At 70.9% G+C, this 22,884-nt stretch carries 21 protein-coding genes; 13 read left to right on the top strand and 8 right to left on the bottom strand.

The genetic code is table 11. The features are described from left to right. The first annotated feature begins 11 nt into the window (after window positions 1-11). Window positions 12-1,703 carry a DNA repair protein RecN gene (recN, locus tag ACQW02_RS03665; protein ID WP_431283921.1) on the top strand — a complete coding sequence of 564 codons (1,692 nt, stop codon included), beginning with the start codon at window positions 12-14 and terminating at the stop codon, window positions 1,701-1,703. Beyond that, entirely contained in the window at window positions 1,700-3,805 is a 2,106-nt protein-coding gene (gene ligA, locus ACQW02_RS03660) for an NAD-dependent DNA ligase LigA (protein ID WP_431283920.1), read from the top strand. The genes recN and ligA overlap by 4 nt, the downstream gene beginning before the upstream one ends. On the opposite strand, the gene ACQW02_RS03655 is transcribed toward ligA, so the two are convergent. Together ACQW02_RS03655 and ACQW02_RS03650 are read right to left on the bottom strand one after the other, a co-directional pair. After that, window positions 3,789-4,547, bottom strand: a complete 759-nt coding sequence (locus ACQW02_RS03655; protein WP_431283919.1) for a hypothetical protein — start codon at window positions 4,545-4,547, stop codon at window positions 3,789-3,791. The genes ligA and ACQW02_RS03655 overlap by 17 nt on opposite strands. Then, on the bottom strand, window positions 4,544-6,307 hold the full coding sequence (locus tag ACQW02_RS03650) for an aminopeptidase P family protein (RefSeq protein ID WP_431283918.1): 1,764 nt from the start codon (window positions 6,305-6,307) through the stop codon (window positions 4,544-4,546). Before ACQW02_RS03650 ends, ACQW02_RS03655 begins: the two co-directional genes overlap by 4 nt. Before the next feature lie 204 nt (window positions 6,308-6,511). On the opposite strand from ACQW02_RS03650, the gene ACQW02_RS03645 reads away from it, so the two are divergent. After that, entirely contained in the window at window positions 6,512-6,799 is a 288-nt protein-coding gene (locus ACQW02_RS03645; RefSeq protein WP_431283917.1) for a DUF1127 domain-containing protein, read from the top strand. A gap of 116 nt (window positions 6,800-6,915) precedes the next feature. Here ACQW02_RS03645 and ACQW02_RS03640 read toward each other — a convergent pair whose 3' ends face one another. Further along, on the bottom strand, window positions 6,916-8,076 hold the full coding sequence (locus ACQW02_RS03640) for a YncE family protein (protein WP_431283916.1): 1,161 nt from the start codon (window positions 8,074-8,076) through the stop codon (window positions 6,916-6,918). A 137-nt stretch (window positions 8,077-8,213) separates the two neighbouring features. On the opposite strand from ACQW02_RS03640, the gene ACQW02_RS03635 reads away from it, so the two are divergent. From ACQW02_RS03635 to ACQW02_RS03595, 9 genes are all read left to right on the top strand, one after another. Next, a complete protein-coding gene (locus ACQW02_RS03635; protein WP_431283915.1) occupies window positions 8,214-9,092 on the top strand; it encodes a 2-dehydro-3-deoxygalactonokinase in 879 nt (292 codons plus the stop codon). Further along, window positions 9,089-9,712, top strand: coding sequence for a 2-dehydro-3-deoxy-6-phosphogalactonate aldolase (locus tag ACQW02_RS03630; protein WP_431283914.1), 624 nt, complete (start codon window positions 9,089-9,091; stop codon window positions 9,710-9,712). Before ACQW02_RS03635 ends, ACQW02_RS03630 begins: the two co-directional genes overlap by 4 nt. A 116-nt stretch (window positions 9,713-9,828) precedes the next feature. After that, window positions 9,829-10,872, top strand: a complete 1,044-nt coding sequence (locus ACQW02_RS03625) for a TRAP transporter substrate-binding protein (protein WP_431283913.1) — start codon at window positions 9,829-9,831, stop codon at window positions 10,870-10,872. 138 nt (window positions 10,873-11,010) lie between these two features. Beyond that, window positions 11,011-11,532 (top strand): TRAP transporter small permease, encoded by a 522-nt coding sequence (locus ACQW02_RS03620; RefSeq protein WP_431283912.1) that lies wholly within the window; start codon window positions 11,011-11,013, stop codon window positions 11,530-11,532. Further along, window positions 11,532-12,854, top strand: coding sequence for a TRAP transporter large permease (locus ACQW02_RS03615; protein WP_431283911.1), 1,323 nt, complete (start codon window positions 11,532-11,534; stop codon window positions 12,852-12,854). Before ACQW02_RS03620 ends, ACQW02_RS03615 begins: the two co-directional genes overlap by 1 nt. 68 nt (window positions 12,855-12,922) lie before the next feature. Then, on the top strand, window positions 12,923-14,068 hold the full coding sequence (gene pcaC, locus ACQW02_RS03610) for a 4-carboxymuconolactone decarboxylase (protein ID WP_431283910.1): 1,146 nt from the start codon (window positions 12,923-12,925) through the stop codon (window positions 14,066-14,068). Window positions 14,069-14,176: 108 nt separating this feature from the next. Then, window positions 14,177-15,145 carry a Bug family tripartite tricarboxylate transporter substrate binding protein gene (locus ACQW02_RS03605; protein WP_431283909.1) on the top strand — a complete coding sequence of 323 codons (969 nt, stop codon included), beginning with the start codon at window positions 14,177-14,179 and terminating at the stop codon, window positions 15,143-15,145. 38 nt (window positions 15,146-15,183) lie between these two features. Then, on the top strand, window positions 15,184-16,461 hold the full coding sequence (locus ACQW02_RS03600) for a hydroxymethylglutaryl-CoA reductase, degradative (protein ID WP_431283908.1): 1,278 nt from the start codon (window positions 15,184-15,186) through the stop codon (window positions 16,459-16,461). A 26-nt stretch (window positions 16,462-16,487) separates the two neighbouring features. After that, window positions 16,488-17,918, top strand: coding sequence for a PLP-dependent aminotransferase family protein (locus ACQW02_RS03595; protein WP_431283907.1), 1,431 nt, complete (start codon window positions 16,488-16,490; stop codon window positions 17,916-17,918). Here ACQW02_RS03595 and ACQW02_RS03590 read toward each other — a convergent pair. From ACQW02_RS03590 to pyk, 3 genes are all read right to left on the bottom strand, one after another. Continuing rightward, window positions 17,872-18,018, bottom strand: coding sequence for a hypothetical protein (locus tag ACQW02_RS03590; RefSeq protein ID WP_431283906.1), 147 nt, complete (start codon window positions 18,016-18,018; stop codon window positions 17,872-17,874). The two genes, ACQW02_RS03595 and ACQW02_RS03590, sit on opposite strands and share 47 nt — an antisense overlap. Window positions 18,019-18,047: 29 nt before the next feature. Beyond that, window positions 18,048-18,473 (bottom strand): hypothetical protein, encoded by a 426-nt coding sequence (locus ACQW02_RS03585; RefSeq protein WP_431283905.1) that lies wholly within the window; start codon window positions 18,471-18,473, stop codon window positions 18,048-18,050. Between the two features lie 74 nt (window positions 18,474-18,547). After that, a complete protein-coding gene (gene pyk, locus ACQW02_RS03580; protein ID WP_431286003.1) occupies window positions 18,548-19,981 on the bottom strand; it encodes a pyruvate kinase in 1,434 nt (477 codons plus the stop codon). A gap of 341 nt (window positions 19,982-20,322) precedes the next feature. Here pyk and ACQW02_RS03575 point away from each other — a divergent pair, with 341 nt between their 5' ends. Then, window positions 20,323-20,778, top strand: a complete 456-nt coding sequence (locus tag ACQW02_RS03575) for a hypothetical protein (protein ID WP_431283904.1) — start codon at window positions 20,323-20,325, stop codon at window positions 20,776-20,778. Between the two features lie 14 nt (window positions 20,779-20,792). Here ACQW02_RS03575 and ACQW02_RS03570 read toward each other — a convergent pair whose 3' ends face one another. Both ACQW02_RS03570 and ACQW02_RS03565 read right to left on the bottom strand, forming a co-directional pair. After that, the gene (locus tag ACQW02_RS03570) at window positions 20,793-22,067 is read right to left on the bottom strand and encodes a glycerate kinase type-2 family protein (protein WP_431283903.1); all 1,275 of its coding nucleotides are present in this window, start codon (window positions 22,065-22,067) and stop codon (window positions 20,793-20,795) included. 70 nt (window positions 22,068-22,137) lie between these two features. Further along, entirely contained in the window at window positions 22,138-22,836 is a 699-nt protein-coding gene (locus tag ACQW02_RS03565; RefSeq protein WP_431283902.1) for a GntR family transcriptional regulator, read from the bottom strand. Window positions 22,837-22,884 lie beyond the last annotated feature (48 nt).

Here is a 22,884-nt window from a genome sequence, read left to right as displayed (position 1 = left end):
CGGCTGACACAATGCTGCAGGCGCTGGCGATCCGCGACGTCGTCCTGATCGAACGCCTGGACCTGGCCTTTGGGCCGGGCCTGTCGGTGCTGACCGGCGAAACCGGTGCCGGCAAGTCGATCCTGTTGGACAGCCTGGGCCTCGCCCTGGGCCAGCGGGCCGAGGCCGGGCTGGTCCGCGCCGGGCAAAACCAGGCCAGCGTCTCCGCCGCCTTCCAGCCGCCCACCAGCCACCCCGCCTTCGCCCTGCTGATCGAACAGGGGATCGAGGCGGAGGACGAGATCGTCCTGCGCCGCGTCGTCCAGGCCGACGGCAAGTCCCGCGCCTTCGTCAACGACCAGCCCGTGGGCGTCGCCCTGCTGCGCCGGCTGGGGGCCTTGCTGGTCGAGGTCCAGGGCCAGCACGACCAGGTCGGCCTGGCCGACCCCGCCGGTCATGCGGCCCTGCTCGACGCCTTTGGCGCGCTGGAGACGGACCGCACCCAGGTCGCCACCGCCCACCGCGCCTGGCGCGACGCCGAACGCGCCCTGGACGCCGCCCAGAAGGCCATCGCCGAGGCCCAGGCCGACGAAGAATGGCTGCGCCACGCCGTCGCCGAACTCGGCGCCCTGGCCCCGCAGGAGGGCGAGGAAGAAGCCCTCGCCACCCGCCGCCAGGGGCTGCAACACGGCGAACGCCGGGCCGAGGCCGTGGCGGCCGCCCTGGCCGAACTGACCCCGCGCGATCGCCGCCGCGGCGGCGGCCCCGCCGATGCCCTGCGCAGCGCCGCCCGCGCGCTGGAACGCATGCCCGGCCAGGACCAGGCGCAGCAGGAAGGCATCCAGCCCGCGCTGACCCTGCTCGGCATGGCGCAGGACGCGCTGTCGGAGGCCGAGACCCTGTTGACCCGCATGGTGCAGGACGCGGCCCCTGACCCCCGCGCGCTGGAACAGACCGAGGAGCGCCTGTTCGCCCTGCGCGCCGCCGCCCGCAAGCACGCCGTCGCGGTGGTGGAATTGCCGGATCTGCTGGAAAGCCTGAAGGCGCGGCTGTCTTCGCTGGACGCCGGGACCGGGCGCGTCGCGGCGCTGGAAAAGGCCGCGCGGGAAAACCGCACCGCCTATGTCGCCGCCGCCAATGCCCTGACCCAGGCGCGCACGGAGGCCGGCGCCCGGTTGGAAAAAGCCCTGTCGCGGGAACTCGTGCCACTGAAACTGGACCGCGCCCGCGTGACCGCCACGCTGACCCCCCGGCCGGAAGCCGCCTGGGGGGCCGATGGGCAGGACCGGGTGGAATTCCTCGTCTCCACCAACCCCGGCCAGACCCCCGGTGCGCTGGCCAAGATCGCATCGGGCGGCGAATTGTCGCGGCTGATGCTGGCGCTGAAAGTCGTGCTGTCGCGCGGCAGCCCGGTGCCGACGCTGGTGTTTGACGAAGTGGACAGCGGCATCGGCGGCGCCACCGCCGCCGCCGTCGGCGACCGCCTGACCAAGGTCGCGGCCCGTGTGCAGGTGCTGGTCGTGACGCATAGCCCGCAGGTCGCGGCGCGCGGCGCCGCGCATTTCCAGGTCGCCAAGCGGTTGCGCGACGGCCGCGCGGAAACCCGCGTGCTGGCGCTGGATACCGGTGCGCGGCGCGAGGAAATCGCCCGCATGCTGGCCGGCGAAAAAGTCACCGAAGCCGCCCGCGCCGCCGCCGATGAACTGCTGGCCGCCGTGGGATGAGCGGCTCCGTCGAAACCGAGGCCGAGGCGGCCGCGGAACTCGCCGCCCTGGCGGCCGAGATCGCGCGCCACGACGACGCCTATCACCGCCGCGACGCGCCCGAGATCAGCGACGCCGAATATGACGCGCTGGTCGCCCGCAACCGCGCGATCGAGGCACGCTTCCCCGCCCTGGTGCGCGACGACAGCCCCAGCCGCCGCGTCGGCGCCGCCTTGGCGCCCGGCTTCGCCAAGCTGCGCCACGGCGTGCCGATGCTGTCGCTCGACAACGTCTTCTCGGCCGAGGATTTTGCCGAGTTCTGCGCCCGCATCCGCCGCTTCCTGGCCTTGCCCGGCGATGCGCCGCTGACCTTCGTGGCAGAACCGAAGATCGACGGCCTGTCGATCAACCTGACCTATGAAGACGGTGTCTTCCTTCGCGGCGCCACGCGCGGCGATGGGACCGAGGGCGAGGATGTCACCGCCAACCTGCGCACGCTCAAAAGCCTGCCGCAGCGCCTGGCCGGCCCGGCGCCCAGGCATATCGAAATCCGCGGCGAAGTGTTCATGAGCAAGGCGGATTTCCTGGCCTTCCGCACAGCGCAGGAAAAGGCGGCGGAGGACCGCGAGGCGCGGCGCGAAGCGGGCGGCAAGCTGGGCGATGCCATCGTCGTGCCGGTCAATCCGCGCAATGCCGCGGCCGGGTCGCTGCGCCAGTTGGACCCGACCGTGACCGCATCGCGCCCGCTCGGGCTTTTCGCCTATGCGCTGGGTGCCGCAAGCGAAGCCCCCGCCGACAGCCACCACGCCTATCTGGAACGGCTGCGCGCCTGGGGGTTTGACGTGAACCCCCTCTCGACCCTCGTCACCGCCGAAGCCGCGCCGGATTTCCACGCGAGGATGGCGGCGGATCGCGCGACGCTGGATTACGACATCGATGGCGTGGTCTATAAACTCGACGATATCGCCTTGCAGGCGCGGTTGGGTTTCGTCGGCCGCGCGCCGCGCTGGGCCGTGGCCTGGAAATTCCCCGCCGAACAGGCGACGACGACCCTGCTGGACATCCAGATCCAGGTCGGCCGCACCGGCGCGCTGACCCCGCGCGCGGTGATGGCGCCGGTCAATGTCGGCGGCGTGCTGGTGCGCCACGCGACTCTGCACAATGAAGACGAGATCGCGCGCCTCGACGTCCGCATCGGCGACACCGTCGTCATCCAGCGCGCCGGCGACGTGATTCCGCAGGTCGTGCAAGTCGTGCTGGACAAGCGCCCCCCCGGCACCGTGCCCTGGCAACCACCGCAAACCTGCCCCGCCTGCGGCAGCCATGCGATCCGCCCGCCGGATGAGGTCGTGCGCCGCTGCACCGGCGGACTGATCTGCCCCGCCCAGGCGCTGGAACGGCTGATCCATTTCTGCAGCCGCCGCGCGATGGATATCGAGGGGCTGGGCGGCGAAAACCTGGAACGCCTGTTCACCACCGGGCTGGTCCGCACTCCGGCCGACATTTTTCGCCTGCGCGAACACCGCGCGACCCTGCTGTCCTGGGACGGCTGGGGCGAGCGCAAGGTGGACAACCTCCTCGCCGCCATCGAGGCGCGGCGCAGGCCGCCGCTGGAACGCTTCCTCTTCGCCCTCGGCATCCGCCGCATCGGCGAACAGAACGCAAAATTGCTGGCGCGGCACTACCACAGCCTCGCCGCCTGGCGCGCGGGGATGCTCGACGCCCGCATCATCGGCAGCGAGGCGCGCGAAGCCCTGGGCACCATCCAGGGCATCGGCCCCGCCATCGCCGAGGAACTGGTCGAGTTTTTCGCCGAGGCCCACAACCTGGCCGCGCTGGACGACCTCGCCGCCCAGGTCACCCCGGCCGAGGCCGAGACCGGCGATGCCTCCGGCCCCTTCGCCGGCAAGACACTCGTCTTCACCGGCACGCTGTCGGGCATGGCGCGCGACGAAGCCGGGGCCATCGCCGAACGGCTGGGCGCCAAGGTCGCCAAATCCGTCTCGGCAAAGACCGATTATCTCGTCGCCGGCGCGGATGCGGGGTCCAAGGCCACCAAGGCCGCCGCCCTCGGCGTCACCGTGCTGGACGAGGCCGCCTTCCGCCTTATGGCGGGCCTGTAGCCGCGACGAAATCGGCCAGCACGCCGCGCAGCATGCCGACCGGATCATGGCCCGGCCCCTCGGCGATCAAGGCGATATGCGAACCCGGCATTTCCAGGAACGGCGCCCCCGGCAGCCTGGCCGAGGCGACCGGCACCAGCCCGTCATTCGCCCCCACGCCATGCGTCGTCAGCCACTGGGCCATCCAGACATAGTGCCGGTCGCCCACCGGCACCGGGGCGGCCAGCACATCCGATCCCACCGCCAACACGGGCAGCCGCCCGACCACCGCCGCCACGGCCGCCGCGTTCTCCGCCATCCAGCTTGTCCGCGCCGTGGTCGTCAAATCATCCAGCCCCGCCCCCGAACCGGTGCCGAGCAACCGCAGCGCCACCCCCGCCGCCAGCCGCATTCTTTGGCGCGCCGCCAGCGCATCGGCGACCGGGCTGCCATGGAACGGTGACTGCAGGGCGATAAACCCCAGGCAGCGAATGGTGGGGTCGCAGAGGGCGGACAGCGCCTCCAGCCCGCCCTTGCTATGGGCGATGACCAAGGCCGGCGCCGGGTTCTGCCGCAACCAATCGGCGATACGCCCGGCATTGGTAGCGACCGCCGCACTCGTCGGCAGGTCCAGCCGGGTGACCAGCGCCCCCTGGTCGCGCAGCCAACGTGCCTGGGCCCCCATGTAGTCCAGGCCGATCCGCGCCCGCACATCCCCCATCAGGCCAAAGCACAGCAGGACCGGAACACCGTCGAGCGTCACAGCGGGGCGCAGGCCGCCCGCAGCCAGGCGGCGGTCGCCGCATCATCCAGAAGCGGGCCGACCTCGGCCAGCACGCGGGCGTGGTAGCCATCGACCCAGGCGCGTTCATCGGCGGTCAGCAGCCCGACTGCGATCAGGCGGCGGTCGTAGGGGGCCAGGGTCAGCGTCTCGAACCCCAGGAAGCGGCCGGTGTCGGTGCGGACCAGCAGCAGGTTCTCGATGCGGATGCCATAGGCGCCTGGCAGGTAGAAACCAGGCTCGTCCGACAGGATCATCCCGGCCTGCAAGGGCACGATCTTGGCCGCGCGGCTGAAGGCGACCGGCCCCTCATGCACCGACAGGAAGGAGCCGACGCCATGGCCCGTGCCGTGGTCGTAGTCCAGCGCCACGTCCCACAGGGGCCGCCGCGCGATCGCATCCAGATGCGGCCCCGCGACCCCGGCCGGGAAGCGCAGGGTCGCCAGCGCGACATGGCCGCGCAACACGCGGGTATAGCGGTCGGCCAGTTCCGCCGGCGGCGCCGCCGGCCCGGTCCAGACGGTCCGGGTCACATCCGTCGTGCCATCCCGATACTGCCCGCCGGAATCGAGCAAGAACACCTCATTTGCCGCGATGGCGCGGTCGCTTTCGGGGGTCGCCCGGTAATGCACGATCGCCCCATGTTCCCCGGCGCCGGCGATGGCCGGAAATGCCTCGGCGACGAACAGGGGTTTGCGCCGGCGCTCCTCCAGCAGGCGGGCGGCCGCCGACATCTCGGTCTGGCCGCCGGTGGGGCCGGCTTCGGCGAACCAGGCCAGGAAGCGGGCCAGGGCGACGGCATCGCGCAGGTGGGCCGCGCGGGTCCCCGCCTGCTCCACCAGGTTTTTCGTCGCGCGCGGCAGGCGGCAAGGGTCATCGGCCGTGGCCACGGTGGCCCCGGCCGCGCGCAGGCTGGTGGCGAACCAGGCGGGCGTCGCATCGGCGTCCAGCCGCACGATCTTGCCCGTCAGCGCGGCCAGGGCGGCCGGCAGATCGTCGCGCGGCAGGACCTGCACGGCATTGCCCAGATGGCTGCGCGCCTCGGCCCCGACCCGCGCCGGGTCCAGGAACAGCGCCACCGAGGCATCCGCCCGCAGCAGGGCAAAGCCGAGCGCCAGCGGCGTATGCGGCAGGTCGCGCCCGCGGATGTTCAGCAGCCAGGCGATGCTGTGCGGATCGGCCAGCACGGCCGCCGCCTGGCCGGCCTCGCGCAGGATTTTTGCCGCCGCCTCGCGCTTGGTGGCGGCGTCGACGCCGGCATGGGCCAGGGGATGTGGCTCGACCGGGGTCGCCGGGGCCGATGGCCGGTCGGCCCAGGCCTGGTCCAGCGGATTGGCCGCCAGTGGCACCAGCGTGACCCCCGCCTCGGCCAGCCGCGCCAGGGCCGCTTCGGTATGCAGCCAGGGATCGTAGCCGATGCGCCGCCCGGCGGCATTGGCGCGCAGCCAGGCGGTGGGCGGGCTGTCGGTGATGTGGTGGCGTTCCCACAGGATCGCGTCGGTCTGCTGCGCGACCTGGGTGGTGTAGCGCCCATCGGTGAAGACCGCCGCGCGATCCATCAGCACGATGGCCATGCCGGCGGAGCCGGTGAACCCGCTCAGCCAGGCCAGGCGGTCGCCCGACTCGGGCACGTATTCCCCCAGAAATTCATCGGATCGCGGCACCAGGACGCCATCGACCCCGGCCTCGGTCAGGCGTTGGCGCAGGGCAGCGAGGCGGTCGGCGGGGGTGTTTGCGGTCATCGCCACAAGGTAGCGAATGCGCCGCCGCCGCCAAGCCGGGGCCGCCCATGCATCAACACATGTTTCCACAGTATTACATGCGTTCGACGCATGGCTAACCGCCAGGCTTGTCACAACCGATTTTTCGGCACTGGCCTACATATCCACCCGCGAACAAACAGCGGCCAACCCGGTCCGCACGCAGACAGATTGATAGGACACATCATGGACGCCCGGATGAACCAGGCGGAACTCGCCGGCATGGCCCCCTTCACCCGCCCCCGCGATGCGGTGCTGGTGGATGAGCTGCGCGCAGCCGTCGCCCATGCCCAGGACCATGCCATCGCCCGCGGGGTCGCCACCGTCGGCCGCGCCGTCATGGCCGTCGTCGCCCGCATCGCCGCCATCCCGGCGCGGATGGAGATGGAAGCCGAATTGCGCGGCATGACCGACCGCGAACTGGCCGATATCGGCCTGACGCGCGGCCAGATCGGCAGCGTCCTCGGCCGCTGATCGCAGGCATGTTCCGCGCGGGGTAACTCCCCCTCCCGGCCCCGCGCGACGACAACGCCCGCATCCGCCCCGCCAGGGATGGATGCGGGCGTTGGTTTGTTATTGGGGTTTTTGGGCTACTGGGTCGGTTCCGCGATGCGGATCGCGGCCGGACCGCCGCTCATCGCGATCTTCTGTCCCGTGTCGCGCACGCCCTGTTCGGTGATCTCCAGCACCTGGATGTTCCGTTCCACCATGTTCTGCACGAACAGGCGCCGCCCGTCGCTGCTGAAGGCGGCCCCCTGCGCCCAGCCGCCGACAGTCGCATCGCCATGATGCCGCAGCGACGTGCCATCCAGCCGGTACACCCGCACCAGCCCCGTCCCCAGGAACGGTGAGCCCTGCGGCTTGTTCGACCCGTTCATCACCGTCACCGCGACGAACCGCCCGTCGGGCGAAAGCTCGATGCCCTCCGGCGTCTGGCCGACGCTGATGGTCTCCACCACGCGATAGGGTTCGCGCGCCAGGTCGATCACGCTGATCGTATCGGCATCGCCGGTGCCGCGCCCGATATTGGCGACCACCGCGGCCCGGCCGTGCGAGGCGATCGACAGGCCATAGGGGCGAACGCCCGGGGTCAATTGGCGGTCCTGCACCGTCACCGTTTCACCGGCGACCTCCAGCACGCCGATCGAATTGTCGCCGTTGCGGGTGACCAGGGCGCGGGTGCCATCCGGGGTGAAGGCGACGTGACTGACCTCGCTGGCGGCATTGCCGACCGTGACCTTGCCGAGCGGCGTCACCTGCCCGTCGCGCACGCGGAACACGCTGATGGTCCCCTCGGCGCGGTTGGCGACCAGCGCCAGCGTGCCCGCGCGGTTGAACGAAATACCCGCCGGCCCCGCCCCCGTCTCCAGCGTGCCGACCACGCGAATGCCGCGGTTGGACAGGTCCAGCACGGTCAGCCGGTTGTCGGGGATGGTGCGGGCCGGGTTGGCCGGGTCGATCTTCTGGTTGGAACTGACCAGGCCAATCAGCCCGTTGGGGCTGATCGCGACGGAGTAGGGCGGGCCGACGACCGAATGCGGCACCTGCGCCTCGGCGATCATCGCCGGCGGGTTGGCGCCCAGGTCGAGCAGCGCCACCGTATCCGGCGCCGGGTTCTGCACGATCCGGGTCACCCCATTGTCGAGCACGGCCTTGTTGTCATTCCCGGACAGCGCGAGTTGCGCCGCCGCCGGGCCGCCGAGCACGGCCGCACAGGTCGCGGCCAGAAGGCCGGTCTTGAAAAGGGTCATCGCGTTTCTTCTCCCGACGCGGGCTGTTTGGCGCCCGTTGCGATGCCGAGACTGCCCCGCCCCCGCCGCCCCGGGCAAGCCTGCCGTCTTGCCGGCCAGCCCCCAGGCCGCCACCCTGCCCGGCAAGGGAGAAACGCATGATCGGCGTCGACTGGGGCACCACCAACCTGCGCGCCTGGCGTTTCGGCCCGGATGGCACGATCCGCGACCGCCTGGCCGCGCCCGAGGGCCTGCTCTCCGGCCCACCGGGCGGCTTTCCCGCCACCCTGCTGCGCCACGCCGGGGCCTGGATCGCCGATGGCGAGACCACGATCATCATGTGCGGCATGGTCGGCAGCCGCCAGGGCTGGGCCGAGGCCGCCTACCTGCCCTGCCCCGCCGACCCCGCCCTGCTGGCCGCATCGCTGACCGAGGTCGCCATCCCCGGCGCCCGTGCCTTCATCATCCCCGGCCTGTCCTGCCGCGACGCCTGGGGCCGGCCGGATGTGGCGCGGGGGGAGGAGACCAAGGGCGCCGCCCTGATCGCCCGCCTCGGCCAGGCTTCCGCCACCCTGGTGCTGCCCGGCACCCACGGCAAATGGATGGCCATCGCGGATGGCCGGATCACCGGCTTCATGACCCATATGACCGGTGAGGTGTTCTCCGCGCTCTCGACCCACACCATCCTGGCCCGCACCCTGGATGCCGAGGCGCCGCACGATGCCGCCGCCTTCGCCGCGGGGGTGACCCAGGCGCGCGAGCCCACCGGCCTGCTGCACCACATCTTTACGCTGCGCGCTGCCTCGCTTCTGGATGGGATGACGCCGGCGGCCTCCCTCTCCCACCTCTCTGGACTGCTGATCGGCAGCGAAATCCTGGCCGGCACCACGCTCGGCGCGGCGCCCTTCCACGTGCTCGCTGAAAGCGGCCTCGGCGCGCGCTATGTCGAGGCCTTTGGCGTGCTCGGCATCCCTTGCGAGGCGGTGCATGGCGATGTCACCCCCGCCGGGCTCTTCGCGATCGGAGGCTTGCTGTGACGCTCAAGGACCACCTCGCCCACTGCCCGCTGGTCGCCATCCTGCGCGGGTTGCGCCCCGATGAGGCGCTGCCGATCGGCGAGGCGCTGGTCGGCGCCGGCTTCGGCATCCTGGAAGTGCCGCTGAATTCGCCCGACCCGATCGAGAGCATCCGCCGCCTGGCCGCGCGCTTCCCCGCGGCCCTGGTCGGCGCGGGCACGGTGATGACGCCCGACCAGGTCACCCAGGTCGCCGCCGCCGGCGGGCGGTTGATCGTGACCCCGCATGCCGCCGTCGATGTGGTGCGGGCGGCCAAGGGGCTGGGGCTGGTCGTGGTGCCAGGCTGCTTCACCCCGACCGAGGCTTTTGCGCTCCTCGCCGCCGGCGCCGATGGGCTGAAGCTCTTTCCGGCCGAAGCGGCCTCCCCCGCCGTGCTGCGCGCGATGCTGGCGGTGCTGCCGAAGGGCACGCCGCTGCTGCCGGTGGGTGGCATCGGTACCGACAACATCGCCGCCTGGCGCGTGGCCGGGGCGGCGGGGTTCGGGATTGGATCCTCGCTCTACAAGCCGGGCGATGATGCGGGGCTGGTGGGGGCGCGGGCGCGGGCCCTGGTCGCCCTGTGCAACGCCCTGCCACATTGACGCGGCGCGCGTGACCCTGCGTCACACGGAAACGCTTGAATACCGCGGCGCATCCGGGCAGATGCGAAGATGATGCGGCAATGACCGCCATGGACGACCGGGGAAACGCAAACGCCATGATCGAACGCCGCGCCCTTCTGCCGCTTGCCGCCGCCCTGGCCGCGCCGGGGTTGATCCGCCCCGCTCATGCCCAGGCGGTCACGCTGCGGCTGCACCACTTCCTGCCGCCCGTGTCGAACGTGCACCGCTTCTTCCTGATGCCCTGGGCGCGGAAGATCGAAACCGAGTCCAATGGCGCGCTGCGGGTGCAGATCTTCCCGTCCATGCAGTTGGGCGGCGCGCCGCCGCAATTGTTCGACCAGGCACGCGATGGCGTGGTGGACATGATCTGGACCCTGCCCGGCAATACCCCCGGCCGCTTCCCCAAGATCGAGGTCTTCGAACTGCCCTTCGTCGCCAACAAGCTCGGCGTGCCGAATGCCAAGGCGGTGCAGGAATTCTACGAGACGCAGTTGCGCGAGGAATTCCGCGAAGTGCACCCGATCTGCGTCTGGGGCCATGACGGCGGCTCCATCCACGCCAAGCGCGAAGTCCGCACCATGGAGGACATGCGCGGGTTGAAGCTGCGCTTCCCGACACGCCAGGCCGGCGAGGCGCTGCGCGCCCTCGGCGCATCCCCGATCGGCATGCCCGTGCCGCAGGTGCCCGAAGCCCTGAGCCAGGGCGTCATCGATGGCGCCGTGGTGCCGTGGGAAGTCGTGCCGTCGATCCGGCTGCAGGAACTCGTGCGCTTCCACACGGAAATCCCGGGCACGCCGACGCTGTATATCGCGACCTTCATCATCGCGATGAACAACGCGAAATACGCGGCCCTGCCGGCGGAGTTGAAGCGCGTGCTGGACGCCAATTCCGGCCAGGCGGCCGCCGAGATGGCCGGCCGCGTCTGGGACGAACAAGGCCCGCCGGTCGCCGAGATGGTGCGCCGCCGCGGCAACCAGATCATCACCCTGTCCGAGGCCGAGAAGGCGCGCTGGGTGACGGCGACCCAACCGGTCGTGGATGCCTGGGTCGCGGGATCGGCCGCGCGCGGTTTCGACGGCGCGGCGCTGCTGGCGGATGCGCGCCGCCTGGTCGCCAAATACGGCACCGGCGCCGCCTGAACCCCACACTGCTTCGCCCGGCATGGCTGCCGGGTGAAGCGGTATGGCAGGGCAGACTGTCTCCGCTTGGCGGGCGCGGCGCGCCATGCGACCAACGATTGGCCGGGCGGGGACCTAGAAAAACCATGAGCAGCATGCATGGCGGCTGACACGCCACGAGAGGCGCAGGATGCGCCGCACGGCCCCCCACCGGGGTTGATCCCCCGCGTTGCGGCCCTGGTCGCCATTGCTGGCGGCGTCATGCTGCTGGCCACCGCGCTGTTCACCACCGTGTCGGTGCTGAAGCGCTGGCTGACCAGCGACAGCATCCCCGGCGATTTCGAACTGGTGCAGATCGGCGCCGGGCTCTCGGTCTTCGGCTTCCTCGCCTATGGCACCGTCATGCGGTCCAACATCCTGGTGGATACGTTCACAACCTGGCTGCCGGCGCGCGTGACCGATTGGATGGATGCCTTCTGGTCGCTGGTCTGGGCGGGAATCACCTTGGCGCTGGCCGAGCGCATGGCCGTGGGCGCGCAGGAGATGCTGCGCAACCATACCGAGACGATGGTGCTGGCGATGCCCACCTGGTGGGCCGTCGGCGTCGGCGCCGGCGTCTTCGCCCTGACCGGGGTGGTCGCGCTGTGGTGGGTGCCGCGGCTGTTGCGGGGGCTCCACTGATGCAGCCGGAATTCGTCCAGGCCGCCGCCGGCTTCGCCGTGATGCTGGCGCTGATCGCGCTGCGCGCGCCGATCGGGCTGGCGATGCTTGTCGTGGGTGCGCTCGGGTATGTGTACATCCTCGATTGGGCGGCGCTGGCCAATTACCTGAAGACCACGCCGTTCCATCTGTTTGCCAACTACACGCTGTCGGTCATCCCGCTGTTCATCCTGATGGGGGCGCTGGCCGAACGCGCGGGGCTGGCGCGCGATCTGTTCGCCGCCGCCAATGCCGTGGTCGGGCGCAAGCCCGGCGGCATGGCGATGAGCGTGATCGCCGCCTGCGCCTGCTTCGGCGCGGTCTGCGGTTCTTCGGTCGCGACCACCGCGACCTTCGGCCGGGCGGCGCTGCCGGAGTTGCGGCGCTACGGCTACGACCATGGCTTCGCCACCGGCACCATCGCGGTCGGCGGCACCTTGGGCATCCTGATCCCGCCCTCGGTGATCCTGGTGATCTATGCGATCAGCACGGAACAGAACATCGCCAAGCTGTTCATGGCGGCCCTCATTCCCGGGCTGATGGCGACCGCCTTCTACATCGTCGCGATCTGGCTGACGGTGCGCGCCAGGCCCCACCTGGCGCCGGCGGGCGATGCCATCACGGGTGCGCAAAAGCGCGACGCCTTCCTCAACGTCATCCCGGTCATGCTGATCGCGATCGTCGTCGTCGGTGGCATCTATGGCGGGGTGTTCACCCCCACGGAATCGGCCGCGGTCGGCTGCATCGCGACCCTGGCCGTCGGTCTCGCCCGTCGCACGCTGGACTGGACCCGCATCGGGCAAAGCCTGCGCGGCACCGCCGAAACCACCGCGATGATCTTCGCCATCCTGCTGGGCGCCGAAGTGTTCAACGCCTTCCTCGCCCTGACCCAGGCGCCGGTGCTGCTGGCCTTCTGGATCGCGGAACAGGGGTTCGCGCCCTACCTCGTCATGGGGCTGCTGCTGTTTTCCTACATCATCCTCGGCGCGGTGATGGATGAGTTGGCGATGATCCTGCTGACCCTGCCGGTGTTCTTCCCCGTGGTGACCGCGCTGGACTTCGGCCTGACGGGTGAGGAAACCGCGATCTGGTTCGGCATCCTGGTGCTGATCGTGGTCGGCATCGGGCTGACCGCGCCGCCGATCGGGCTCAACGTCTTTGTGATCTCCTCGCTCGCGCGGGATGTGCCGATCGCCTCCACCTATCGCGGTGTGTTGCCCTACCTCGCGACCGACGCGATCCGGCTGCTCATCTGCCTGGCGTTTCCGGGCATCAGCCTGTGGCTGGTGCGTCTTCTGACCTGAGCCGCCGCTTGTAACCGAATGCCCTGCCGCCTAACGCTGGCGTCCGCATCGCAGCACGAGGCAATGTCATGTTCCTGCCCCTTCCTGGTTTCCTCGCCCATGTGGTGATCGAAGGCCCGCCGGAAGCGCCGCCCGTGCTGCTGCTGCACAGCATCGGCACGACCCTGCATGTATGGGACCCGCAGGTCGCGGCCCTGGCCACGCGCTATCGCCTCATCCGCCCCGACCTGCGCGGGCATGGGCTGTCGGGCATCGTGGCGGGCGACCACAGCATGTCACAACTCGCGGCCGACCAGGTGGCGCTGCTGGAGGCACTGGGGCTGGAGGCCGCGCATGTCGTCGGCCTGTCGATCGGCGGGCGGATCGCGCAGACGCTGGCGGCCGAGCACCCAGGGCGTGTCGCCTCCCTCCTGCTGCTCGACACCGCCATGGAATTCCCGCCCTTCGACCTGTGGCAGGGGCGGATCGATGCCGTGCGCACGACCGGCACCCAGGCGATCGTCGATGCGGTGATGCCGCGCTGGGTCGTGGATCCGACGGCGGACTCCTCCCAGGGGCTGAAGCAGATGCTGCTGGCGACCTCCGGCGAGGGTTACGCCGGTGCCGCTGCGGCCCTTCGTGACGCGCGGGCGGAGCACGTCGCCGGGCGCATCACCGTGCCCACGACCATCGTGGTCGGCAGCCTCGACCCCGCCTCACCGCCCGAAGCCGCCCAGGCGATGGCCGCGACCATCCCCGGCGCCGTGGTGCGGGTGATCGAGGGCGCGAGCCACATCCCCACCCTGGAATTTGCCGAACCCACGACCGCAGCCATCGCCGCCCACCTCGACGCGCAATGGGTGCCGCCGGCCGATGCCCATGCGGCCGGGATGGCGGTGCGGCGCGCCGTGCTGGGCGCGGCGCATGTGGCCCGCGCCCAGGCGGCCGCGACGCCGCTGGATGCGGCGTTCCAGGACTGGATCACCCGCAACGTCTGGGGCGGGGTCTGGACCCGACCCGGGCTGAACCGCCGCACGCGCAGCCTGCTGACCCTGGCGATGATGGCCGCCCTCGGCCGGCATGAGGAATTTGCCCTGCATGTGCGGGCGACCCGCAACACCGGGGTGACGCCGGAGGAGATCGCGGAGGTGCTGCTGGGCGTCGGCGCCTATGCCGGGGTGCCGGCCGCGAACCATGCGCTTAAGATCGCCAAGGAGGTTTTGGCGGCGGGCTAGGCATCCCGCTGTCCCAGCAAGAAAGCCCCGAACTGTCCCTTCCAGCTGCCGCCCCGATGGGACACCTATCCCCTCCATAAGGTCCAAGAAACCGGGAGGGATAAAATCATGAACCGCCGCAGCCTGCTGGCCGCCACCAGCCTTGCCTTCGCCCCGCTCGCCGCCCAGGCGCAGCAGGAAGCCTGGCCCAACCGCGCCATCACCATCGTCGAGGGCTATCCGCCCGGCGGGGTCACCGACCTCGCCTCCCGCGCCGTGTCGGAACGCATGTCGCGCGAGTTGAACGTGCCGGTGGTGGTGGACAACCGCCCCGGTGCCGCGACCTCGGTCGCCGCCACCTTTGTCGCCCGCGCCCGGCCGGATGGCTACACGCTGGTGATGGGCACCACGACGCTCGCCATCAACCAGACCCTGCAGCCCAACCTGACGCCGCGCGACCCGGGGCGGGAGCTGGAGGCGATCGGCATGGTCTTCCGCACCCCTTTCATCCTGCATGTGCATCCCTCGGTGCCGGCGCAGTCGGTGGCCGAGCTGATCGACTACGCCAAGGCCAATCCGGGCAAGCTGCTCTTCGCCTCGCCCGGCACCGGCGCGGTCAGCCACCTGTGCCTGGAATTGTTCAAGGCGCGCACCGGCATAGACATCGTGCATGTCCCCTATCGCGGTGGCGCGCCGGCGGCGCTGGACCTGCGCGCGGGCCGCGTGCATGCGATGTTCCAGGCACCGCAGGAAGCGGCCCCGACCCTGCGCGAGGGTGCGACCCGCGGCCTGGCCGTCACGGCAGCCGCGCCCCTGGCCGATTATCCGGCCCTGCCGCCGATCAACCAGACCATCCCGGGCTTCGAGGTCTTCTTCTGGCAGGGGCTTTTCGCGCCCGCTGGCACGCCGGCCCCGATCATCACCCGCGCCGCCGCCGCCCTGCAGGTGGCGACGACCGATCCCACCATCCGCGCCCGCCTGGCCGAACAGGGCGTGGAACTCGTCAGCGGCGATGCCACGGCGCTGCGCGCTGCCCTGGCCGATGACACCAAGCGCTGGGGCGACCTGATCCGGGACGCCGGCATCCGCCTCGAATAGCCGGACCCGCAGCGCATAACGACAGGACGACCCAGACCATGCCGACCCGCAACCTCACCTCCCGCATCTCCGGCTTCCACCGCATGACCACCGAGGAACGGCTAGAGGCTGTGGCCGCCTTCTCCGATCTCGACGAGAGCGCGGTCGGCACGCTGCGCCGTCCTGGCAACATCGATCCGCACCTGGCGGACCACATGATCGAGAACGTGGTGGCCACGCTCTCGATCCCGATCGGCGTCGCCACCAACATGAAGGTCGACGGGCGCGACGTGCTGGTGCCGATGGCGACCGAGGAATCCTCGGTGGTCGCCGCCGTCTGCAATTCGGCGCGGCAATGCTACGATTCCGGCGGCTTCATCACCTCCGTCTCCGGCAACCTGATGATCGCGCAGGTGCAGTTGGTCGGCGTGCCCGATCCCGAACAGGCGCGGATGATGATCCTGGAACGGCGGGAGGAAATCGCGGCGATCTGCGACAGTTGCGATCCCATGCTGCTGCGCCTCGGCGGCGGCTTCCGCGACCTGGAGGTACGGGTCCTCGCCTCGCGCGGCGGGCCGATGGTGATCACGCATCTTATCGTCGATACCCGCGACGCCATGGGGGCGAATACCGTCAACACCATGGCCGAGACGCTTGCCCCCTCCATCGAGGAATGGACCGGCGGCAAGGTCTTCCTGCGCATCCTGTCCAACCTCGCCGACCGGCGCCTGGCGCGCGCCCGCGCCGTCTGGCCTGTCGCCGCGATCGGCGGCGAAGCGGTGCGCGACGGCATGATCGCGGCCTACCATTTTGCGGAAGCCGATCCGTATCGCGCCGCCACGCACAACAAGGGCATCATGAACGGCGTGAGTGCTGTCGTACTGGCCACCGGCAACGACACCCGCGCGGTGGAGGCCGGTGCGCATGCCTATGCGGCCCGCAACGGCCGCTATTCCAGCCTGACGAGTTTTGAGGTGACGGCCGACGGATCGCTGGCGGGCATGCTGGAGATGCCCTTGCCGGTCGGGTTGGTCGGCGGGGCGACCAAGGTGCATCCGACCGCACAGGCCTGCCTGAAAATCCTGGGCGTTTCCACCGCCGCCGAACTCGCGCGCATCATCGCCGCCGTCGGGCTGGCGCAGAATTTTGGTGCGTTGAAGGCCCTAGCCACGGTCGGCATCCAGCAGGGCCACATGGCGCTGCATGCCCATAACGTCGCCATCGCCGTCGGCGCCACCGGCGCGGAGGTCGAGCAACTGGCCAACATCCTGGTCGCCCGCCGCCGGGTGCGGCAGGATGTGGCCGCGGAGGAACTGGCGAAGCTGCGCGGCGGCTGATGATCCACCCCGCGGGAGGGGTGTCATTGCATAGGCCAGTCACACGCGCCGATGCCATTGCCGCCCGGCTGGCCGATGCCATCGACCGCGGACTGGTGAAGCCCGGCACCCGTCTCGCCTCCATCCGGCAGGCCGCGCTGGACCATGACGTCTCGAAGAACACGATGGCGGAGGCTTACGACCGCCTGGTCGCCTCCGGCCATTGCGAGGCCCGGCGCGGGGCCGGGTATTTCGCCGCGGCCATGTCCCGCGCGCCGAGTCCGCGCGTCCCCGCCCATCTGGCCGAGGCGCTCGACACCGTCTCGCTGCTGCGCGAGCAGTTGGAAGCCCGCCACCTCGTGCGCCCCGGCGACGGCCGCCCGCCGCCGGGCTGGATGGAGGGATCGGAGTTGGGGGCGCAATTCGCCGCCGGCCGGATGCATCCGGGGCCGGCGACCGATGGCTATGGATCCTCCTGGGGCTACCTGCCGCTGCGCGAGCGCATCGCGTTGTCGATGGTCGAGCGCGGCATCTCCTGCGCGCCGGAACAGGTCCTGCTGACCCTCGGCGCCAATCACGCGCTGGACCTGGTGATCCGCCACCTGGCGGGGCCCGGCGATACGGTGCTGGTCGATGACCCCGGCTATTATCCGCTGTTCGGCAAGCTGCAATCGGCGCGTATCCGCGCGGTCGGCGTGCCGCGCCGCGCCGATGGGCCGGACCCGGATGCGCTGGAAGCGCGCCTGGCGGCACTGCGCCCCCGCGCCTTCTTCACCCAGTCGCTGGGCCACAACCCGACCGGCGGCACGCTGTCGCCCGCCGTCGCCCATGCGGTGCTGCGGGCTGCGGAGCGGCATGGCATCACCATCGTGGAATGCGATCCCTTCGCCGATCTCATGCCGGCCGCCAGCCCACGCCTCGCGGCACTGGATGGGCTGCGGCGGGTGATCCACATCGGCACTTTCTCAAAAACCCTCTCGGCCTCGCTGCGGGTCGGCCATGTGGTGGCCGATCCGGCGACGGCGCGGGCCTTGAACGATTTGAAGATGCTGACGGTGGTTTCCACCTCTCAATTTGTCGAACGCTTCGTGTCGCAGTTGATCGCGGCGGGGCACTACCTGCGCCATTTGCGGCGGCTGCGCGCACGGATCGCCGTCGCAACGACCGAGGCTGTGACAGGGCTGGCCTCCGTCGGCTGGCCCGTGGCGCCGCCATCGGGCGGCGGGCTTTATCTATGGGTGCCGCTGCCGGCGGGCTTGCAGGAAGAGGCGCTGTGCCGCGCCGCCGCGGCGGAGGGCATATTCCTCGCACCCGGGTCGGTGTTCCGCCCGGAGCGCGCCGAGGCGGCCGCGCCGCCCATGATGCGCGTCAACGTCGCCTATGCCGGCGATGCGCGCTTCCTGGAGTTCCTGGACCGGTCCCGGCGGGGCGTCAGATCGCCAGCCAGCTCAGCGCCAGGGCAATCACCGCCAGGGTGATCGAGACGATCAGCACGACCCGCACCGGCCGGCCAAGTCGGCCTTGGCGTACGCCGGTGGGGCTGTCGGGGGCGTGTCGGGGTTCAGGGATGTTGCTCATGGGGGAAGAACGCCCCAGAGCGGCGGAAGTTACCTGGTAGGCGTCGTCGGGGCAGGCGCGGGCGGGGTCGCGGCTTGCGGCGTCGCCACCGGCGTCAGCGTCTCACTCCCCGTGCCCTGCGCGCCCACCACGGTCCAGGTCCCGACCAGGCGCCCATCCGGCTGCAGGTTGTAGATACCGATCCCCGGCTGGTTCGCGGCCCCATAGACCACCGCGAAATTATGCCCCGACACCATGCCGACACCGTTGATCGCCGCCCCGGCGACCTGCCAGACGATGGTGAAGGACGCGCTACCGACCTGGTCCAGCACCGCGACGCCAGTGTATTCCGTGCCATCCAGGTTGCGCCCGGTGACGGTATAGCCGCCCGACCGCTGCGCCTCGGCCGGTTGCGGCATGGCCAGGACGCCGAAGCTGGCGGCAAGAAAGGCTGTGGCGAGGGTTCGGCGCATCATCGGGTCCTCGGGGGGGGTTTCGCTTCCGCGACGTGCCGCCCCCCTGCCCCGGCGTCAACCCATCCGAACGCCGGCTACCGCACCGTGGCAACGCGCAGCGCATTGGTGGTCCCCGGCGTGCCGAAGGGCACGCCCGCCGTCACCACGATCTCCTGCCCCGGCCGGGCAAAGCCTTCGCCGATGGCGGCGCGCGTCGCCTTGCTGACCATGTCGGTCATGCTATGCGCATCGGCCGTCAGCGACGGGTGCACGCCCCAGATCACCGCCATGCGCCTGGCCACCTGTTCGGATGTCGTCAGCCCCAGGATCGGGCAGTCCGGCCGCTCCCGCGCCACGCGCAGGGTGGTGCTGCCGGTGGCGGAGAAGGTCGCGATCGCCTCCGCACTGATGGTGTGGGCGACCTGGCGGGCGGCGGCCGAAATCGCACCGGCGCTGGTGCGCTCGGGTTCGGGGCGGGCGGCGTCGGTCATCCGGCGCCAGTCGGGGTCGCCTTCGACCCGCGCCACGATGCGGTCCATGATGTTCACCGCCTCGAACGGGTATTGCCCGGCGGCGGTTTCGGCCGAGAGCATCACCGCATCGGCGCCATCGAAGACCGCGGTCGCGACGTCCGACGCCTCCGCCCGGGTGGGCGATGGGGCGGTGATCATGCTTTCGAGCATCTGGGTCGCGACCACCACGGGTTTGCCCAGGGCACGCGCCGCGCGGACGATGCGCTTCTGGACCAGCGGCACGTCCTCCGTCGGCATTTCCACACCCAGGTCGCCGCGGGCGACCATGACGCAATCGGCCAGGGCCAGGATGCCATCCAGGTTTTCCACCGCCTGCGGCTTTTCCATCTTCACCATGACCCAGGCGCGGCCGTCGCAGATCGCCTGGCATTCGGCGACATCCTCCGGCCGCTGCACGAAGGACAGGCCGATGTATTCGATGCCCAGCGGCAGCACGAACTCCAGGTCCAGCCGGTCCTTGGGCGTCAGCGCCGGGATCGGCAGGGCGACGTCGGGCACGTTGACGCCCTTGCGATCCGACAGCGGGCCACCGAGCACGACCTCCGTTTCCAGATGGTCGTCGCGCCGGCGCAGGACGCGGAGTTTCAGTTTCCCGTCATCCAGCAGCAGATGCGTGCCGATGCCGGCAGCGGCCAGGATTTCCGGGTGCGGCAATTGCACCCGGCGCACGTCACCCGGGGTCGGCGACATGTCGAGCCGGAATTGCTGCCCGGCCACTAGTTGCACCCGCCCGGCCTGGAACTTGCCGACCCGCAGCTTCGGCCCCTGCACATCGGCCAGGATCCCGATGGGGCGGCCGAACTTCCGCTCCACCTCGCGGATCATGGCGATGCGGGCGGCATGGTCCTCGTGGCTGCCATGGGAAAAATTCAGCCGGAAGACATCGGCCCCTGCCTGGAACAGCCGGCCGATGATGTCGACCGTGGCCGAGGCCGGGCCCAGGGTCGCGATGATCTTCGTGCGGCGCCGGCGGCGCATGGGCAGGCGGGCAGCCATCCGGGGCAGTCCTTCTGAAAGGGTTTTGGCGGGCGCGGTCAGGTCCGGGCGAAGCGCGGTCGCCGGCAGGCCGAACAGGCGGCTAACCTCCTCCACCCGGTCGGCCGGCACGCGCTTCCATTGGCTGACCGCGGCGGTGGAGATGCCCAGCGCGCCCGCGATCCGGGTGACGGCGCCTCGGCGGGCCAGGAGATCTTCGAGGGCTGGGTCGCGCATAGGTTCAGCTTACAGAAAGTAAGAACGGACGCAAGCGCCGCAAATATACTTACTTTTATTAAGTCTCTTTTGAGCCGATGTGCCCGTCGCGTCAGCGTTGCGTATCTGCTACGATTATCGTGCCCATGTATGTCATCGCCATCATCCTGTTCATGGCCGTCCTGCCGGCCGCCTCCATCCTGGGGGGCTACGGGCAGGCCGACCTGGTCGCGCTTATCGGCACCTGGTTCGTGTTTTGGGCCGTGGGCGTGCGGTTGATGCTGGCCGGGGCGTGGCAGATCGTGAAGCCAAGCTTCACGGCGGTGAAGATCCTGGGCGTGACGGACCCGGCGGCGCTGATCATCGTGCAGGAACTGGGTTTCGCGAACCTGTCGATCGGCGCGATCGGCGCCCTGTCGCTGCTTGCGCCGGCGTGGACCGTGCCGGCCGCCATCACGGGTGGGCTGTTCTATGCCTTGGCGGGCCTGCGGCACCTGCTCCAGCCCGGGCGCAACGCGAAGGAAATCGTTGCCATGGTGTCGGACCTTTTCGCCGCCGCCGTGCTCGCGGCCTTCCTGGTGGCGACCGCCTTGACGGCCTGACCGGCCGACCCGGGTCATGACACCAGGAAGGCTCTGATATCATTCACATTGGTCAGCGTCGGGCCGGTGGTGATCAGATCCCCCACCGCGCCAAAAACCCCAAAGCTGTCGTGCCCCGTCAGGCAGTCCACCGGATCGATCCCGGCCGCCCTGGCGCGGGCCAGGGTGTCGGGCGTGGCGATGGCGCCGGCATTGGGCTCGGAGCCATCGATCCCGTCGCTGTCGCCCATCAGCGCCCAGATGCGCGGATGCCCCGCCAGTGCGACCGCCGCCCCCAGCAGGCATTCGCCATTGCGCCCCCCCCTGCCCCCCTGGCTGTCACCGAGGGTCACGGTGGTCTCGCCCCCCGACAGCAGCACGCAGGGTGCGGCCAACGGATGCCCATGCGTCGCGGACGATAGCGCGATCCCGGCCAGGACCTTGCCGACGATGGCGGCCTCGCCCTCCAGCGCATCGCCCAGGATCAGGGGCGTCAGGCCATGGCGGCGGGCCTCGGCGGCGGCGGCGGCCAGCGCCATCGCCGGGGTCGCGATCATCCGGTAATCCGCCCGCGCCAGGCGCGCGTCGCCGGGCTTTGGGGTTTCCTCCACGGCCGCGGCCAGATGCGCCGCGACCGCGACCGGCGGCAGGATGCCGTAGCGCGACAGGATGGCCCGTGCCTCGGCGAAGGTGCTGGGGTCGGCGACGGTGGGGCCGGAGGCGATCACCGTCGGGTCGTCGCCCGGCACGTCGGAGATCGCCAGCGTCACCACCCGCGCGGGAAAAGCCGCCGCCGCCAGCCTGCCGCCCTTGATCGCCGACAGGTGCCGGCGGACGCAGTTCATCTCATGGATCGTGGCACCGCAGGCCAGCAACTCGCGGTTCACCACCTGCTTGTCGGCCAGGGTCAGCCCCGGCGCCGGCAGCGCCAGCAAGGCCGACCCACCGCCCGAGATCAGCGCCAGCACCAGGTCATCGGCCGTCAGCCCGCCCACCATCGCCAGCATCCGCGCCGCCGCCGCCTGCCCCGCGGCATCGGGCACGGGGTGCGACGCCTCGACCACCTCGACCCCCTGGGTCGGGTAGCCGTGGCCGTAGCGGGTGACGACCAGGCCGGTGACGCCGGGCCACACGGCCTCGACCGCCGCGGCCATCACGGCGGCGGATTTGCCGGCGCCGACCACGATCACCCGGCCCGGCGGGCGCTCCGGCAGGTGGCGGGCCAGGACCACGCGCGGATCGGCGGCGGCGACGGCGGCATCGAAGATGGCGCGCAAGGCCGCGCGGGCGGTGGCATCGGTCCAGTCCATACGCGTGTCCCCCAACGGCCCCAGGCTTTCCTCGCGCTTACGGGACGCGGGCACGGGTGGCAAACCGGCGTCAAGCACGCTGCAGCGCCGCCAGGATCTCTGCACTGGCCCGTGCCCGGTGGGCGGCCGCGGCGGCACGGGCGGCCTCCGCATCGCCGGCGCCGATCGCCGCCAGGATCGCCGCGTGCTCGATGCCCGAGGCGGTCGGTTCCGGCCGCCGGGCGGCGGTCACGCTGCGGGCGCGCTGTGCCTGGTCGGCGGCGTTCTCGGCCAGGCGGGCGAGTTTCGGATTGCCCGACCCCGCCACCAGCGCGCGGTGGAAGCGGTCGTCGGCGGCGGCCCAGGCGGCGCGGTCGCCCTGCCCCAGGGCGGCGGCCATGGCCTCGGTCGCCTCCGTCATCGTCGCCAATGCCGTGGCGCCCGGCGCGGCGCGGCGCGCCAGCAGGGCGGCGGCGGCACCCTCCAGCGCGATCAGCACTTCGTAGGTCTGGCGCAGGTCTTCCGGGTCGATCGGCAGCACGCGCACGCCGCGGCGGGGCAGCACCGTCACCATGCCCTCGTGCTGCAGCCGGACCAGGGCCTCGTGCACGGGGGTGCGGCTCATCGCCAACTGGTCGGCGATGACCTGTTCGGCGGTTTCCTGCCCGGGGGGCAGCAGCCCCTCCAGGATGCTGGCCTTCAGCGCGGCATAGGCGGCGTCGGCCAGGCTTGCCCGGGCCGGGGCGGCCGGGGGCAGGATGACGCGACGAACTGGAGCCTTGACTTCCATACCAGATACCATACCAGTTGTGCGTCCCAAGAAGAAGAGGTCCCGATC

The organism is Humitalea sp. 24SJ18S-53 (assembly GCF_050632385.1).
Classification (GTDB): domain Bacteria; phylum Pseudomonadota; class Alphaproteobacteria; order Acetobacterales; family Acetobacteraceae; genus Humitalea.
This window is presented reverse-complemented; position numbering and strand designations above follow the sequence as displayed.

What these genes read in the sequence shown, in the direction of transcription:
- recN (WP_431283921.1), top strand. Translation starts at nt 12, where the DNA reads ATGCTGCAGGCGCTGGCGATCCGCGACGTCGTCCTGATCGAACGCCTG.
- ligA (WP_431283920.1), top strand. Translation starts at nt 1,700, where the DNA reads ATGAGCGGCTCCGTCGAAACCGAGGCCGAGGCGGCCGCGGAACTCGCC.
- ACQW02_RS03650 (WP_431283918.1), bottom strand. Translation starts at nt 6,307, where the DNA reads ATGACCGCAAACACCCCCGCCGACCGCCTCGCTGCCCTGCGCCAACGC.
- ACQW02_RS03645 (WP_431283917.1), top strand. Translation starts at nt 6,512, where the DNA reads ATGGACGCCCGGATGAACCAGGCGGAACTCGCCGGCATGGCCCCCTTC.
- ACQW02_RS03640 (WP_431283916.1), bottom strand. Translation starts at nt 8,076, where the DNA reads ATGACCCTTTTCAAGACCGGCCTTCTGGCCGCGACCTGTGCGGCCGTG.
- ACQW02_RS03635 (WP_431283915.1), top strand. Translation starts at nt 8,214, where the DNA reads ATGATCGGCGTCGACTGGGGCACCACCAACCTGCGCGCCTGGCGTTTC.
- ACQW02_RS03625 (WP_431283913.1), top strand. Translation starts at nt 9,829, where the DNA reads ATGATCGAACGCCGCGCCCTTCTGCCGCTTGCCGCCGCCCTGGCCGCG.
- ACQW02_RS03620 (WP_431283912.1), top strand. Translation starts at nt 11,011, where the DNA reads ATGGCGGCTGACACGCCACGAGAGGCGCAGGATGCGCCGCACGGCCCC.
- ACQW02_RS03615 (WP_431283911.1), top strand. Translation starts at nt 11,532, where the DNA reads ATGCAGCCGGAATTCGTCCAGGCCGCCGCCGGCTTCGCCGTGATGCTG.
- pcaC (WP_431283910.1), top strand. Translation starts at nt 12,923, where the DNA reads ATGTTCCTGCCCCTTCCTGGTTTCCTCGCCCATGTGGTGATCGAAGGC.
- ACQW02_RS03605 (WP_431283909.1), top strand. Translation starts at nt 14,177, where the DNA reads ATGAACCGCCGCAGCCTGCTGGCCGCCACCAGCCTTGCCTTCGCCCCG.
- ACQW02_RS03600 (WP_431283908.1), top strand. Translation starts at nt 15,184, where the DNA reads ATGCCGACCCGCAACCTCACCTCCCGCATCTCCGGCTTCCACCGCATG.
- ACQW02_RS03590 (WP_431283906.1), bottom strand. Translation starts at nt 18,018, where the DNA reads ATGAGCAACATCCCTGAACCCCGACACGCCCCCGACAGCCCCACCGGC.
- ACQW02_RS03585 (WP_431283905.1), bottom strand. Translation starts at nt 18,473, where the DNA reads ATGATGCGCCGAACCCTCGCCACAGCCTTTCTTGCCGCCAGCTTCGGC.
- pyk (WP_431286003.1), bottom strand. Translation starts at nt 19,981, where the DNA reads ATGGCTGCCCGCCTGCCCATGCGCCGCCGGCGCCGCACGAAGATCATC.
- ACQW02_RS03575 (WP_431283904.1), top strand. Translation starts at nt 20,323, where the DNA reads ATGTATGTCATCGCCATCATCCTGTTCATGGCCGTCCTGCCGGCCGCC.
- ACQW02_RS03570 (WP_431283903.1), bottom strand. Translation starts at nt 22,067, where the DNA reads ATGGACTGGACCGATGCCACCGCCCGCGCGGCCTTGCGCGCCATCTTC.
- ACQW02_RS03565 (WP_431283902.1), bottom strand. Translation starts at nt 22,836, where the DNA reads ATGGAAGTCAAGGCTCCAGTTCGTCGCGTCATCCTGCCCCCGGCCGCC.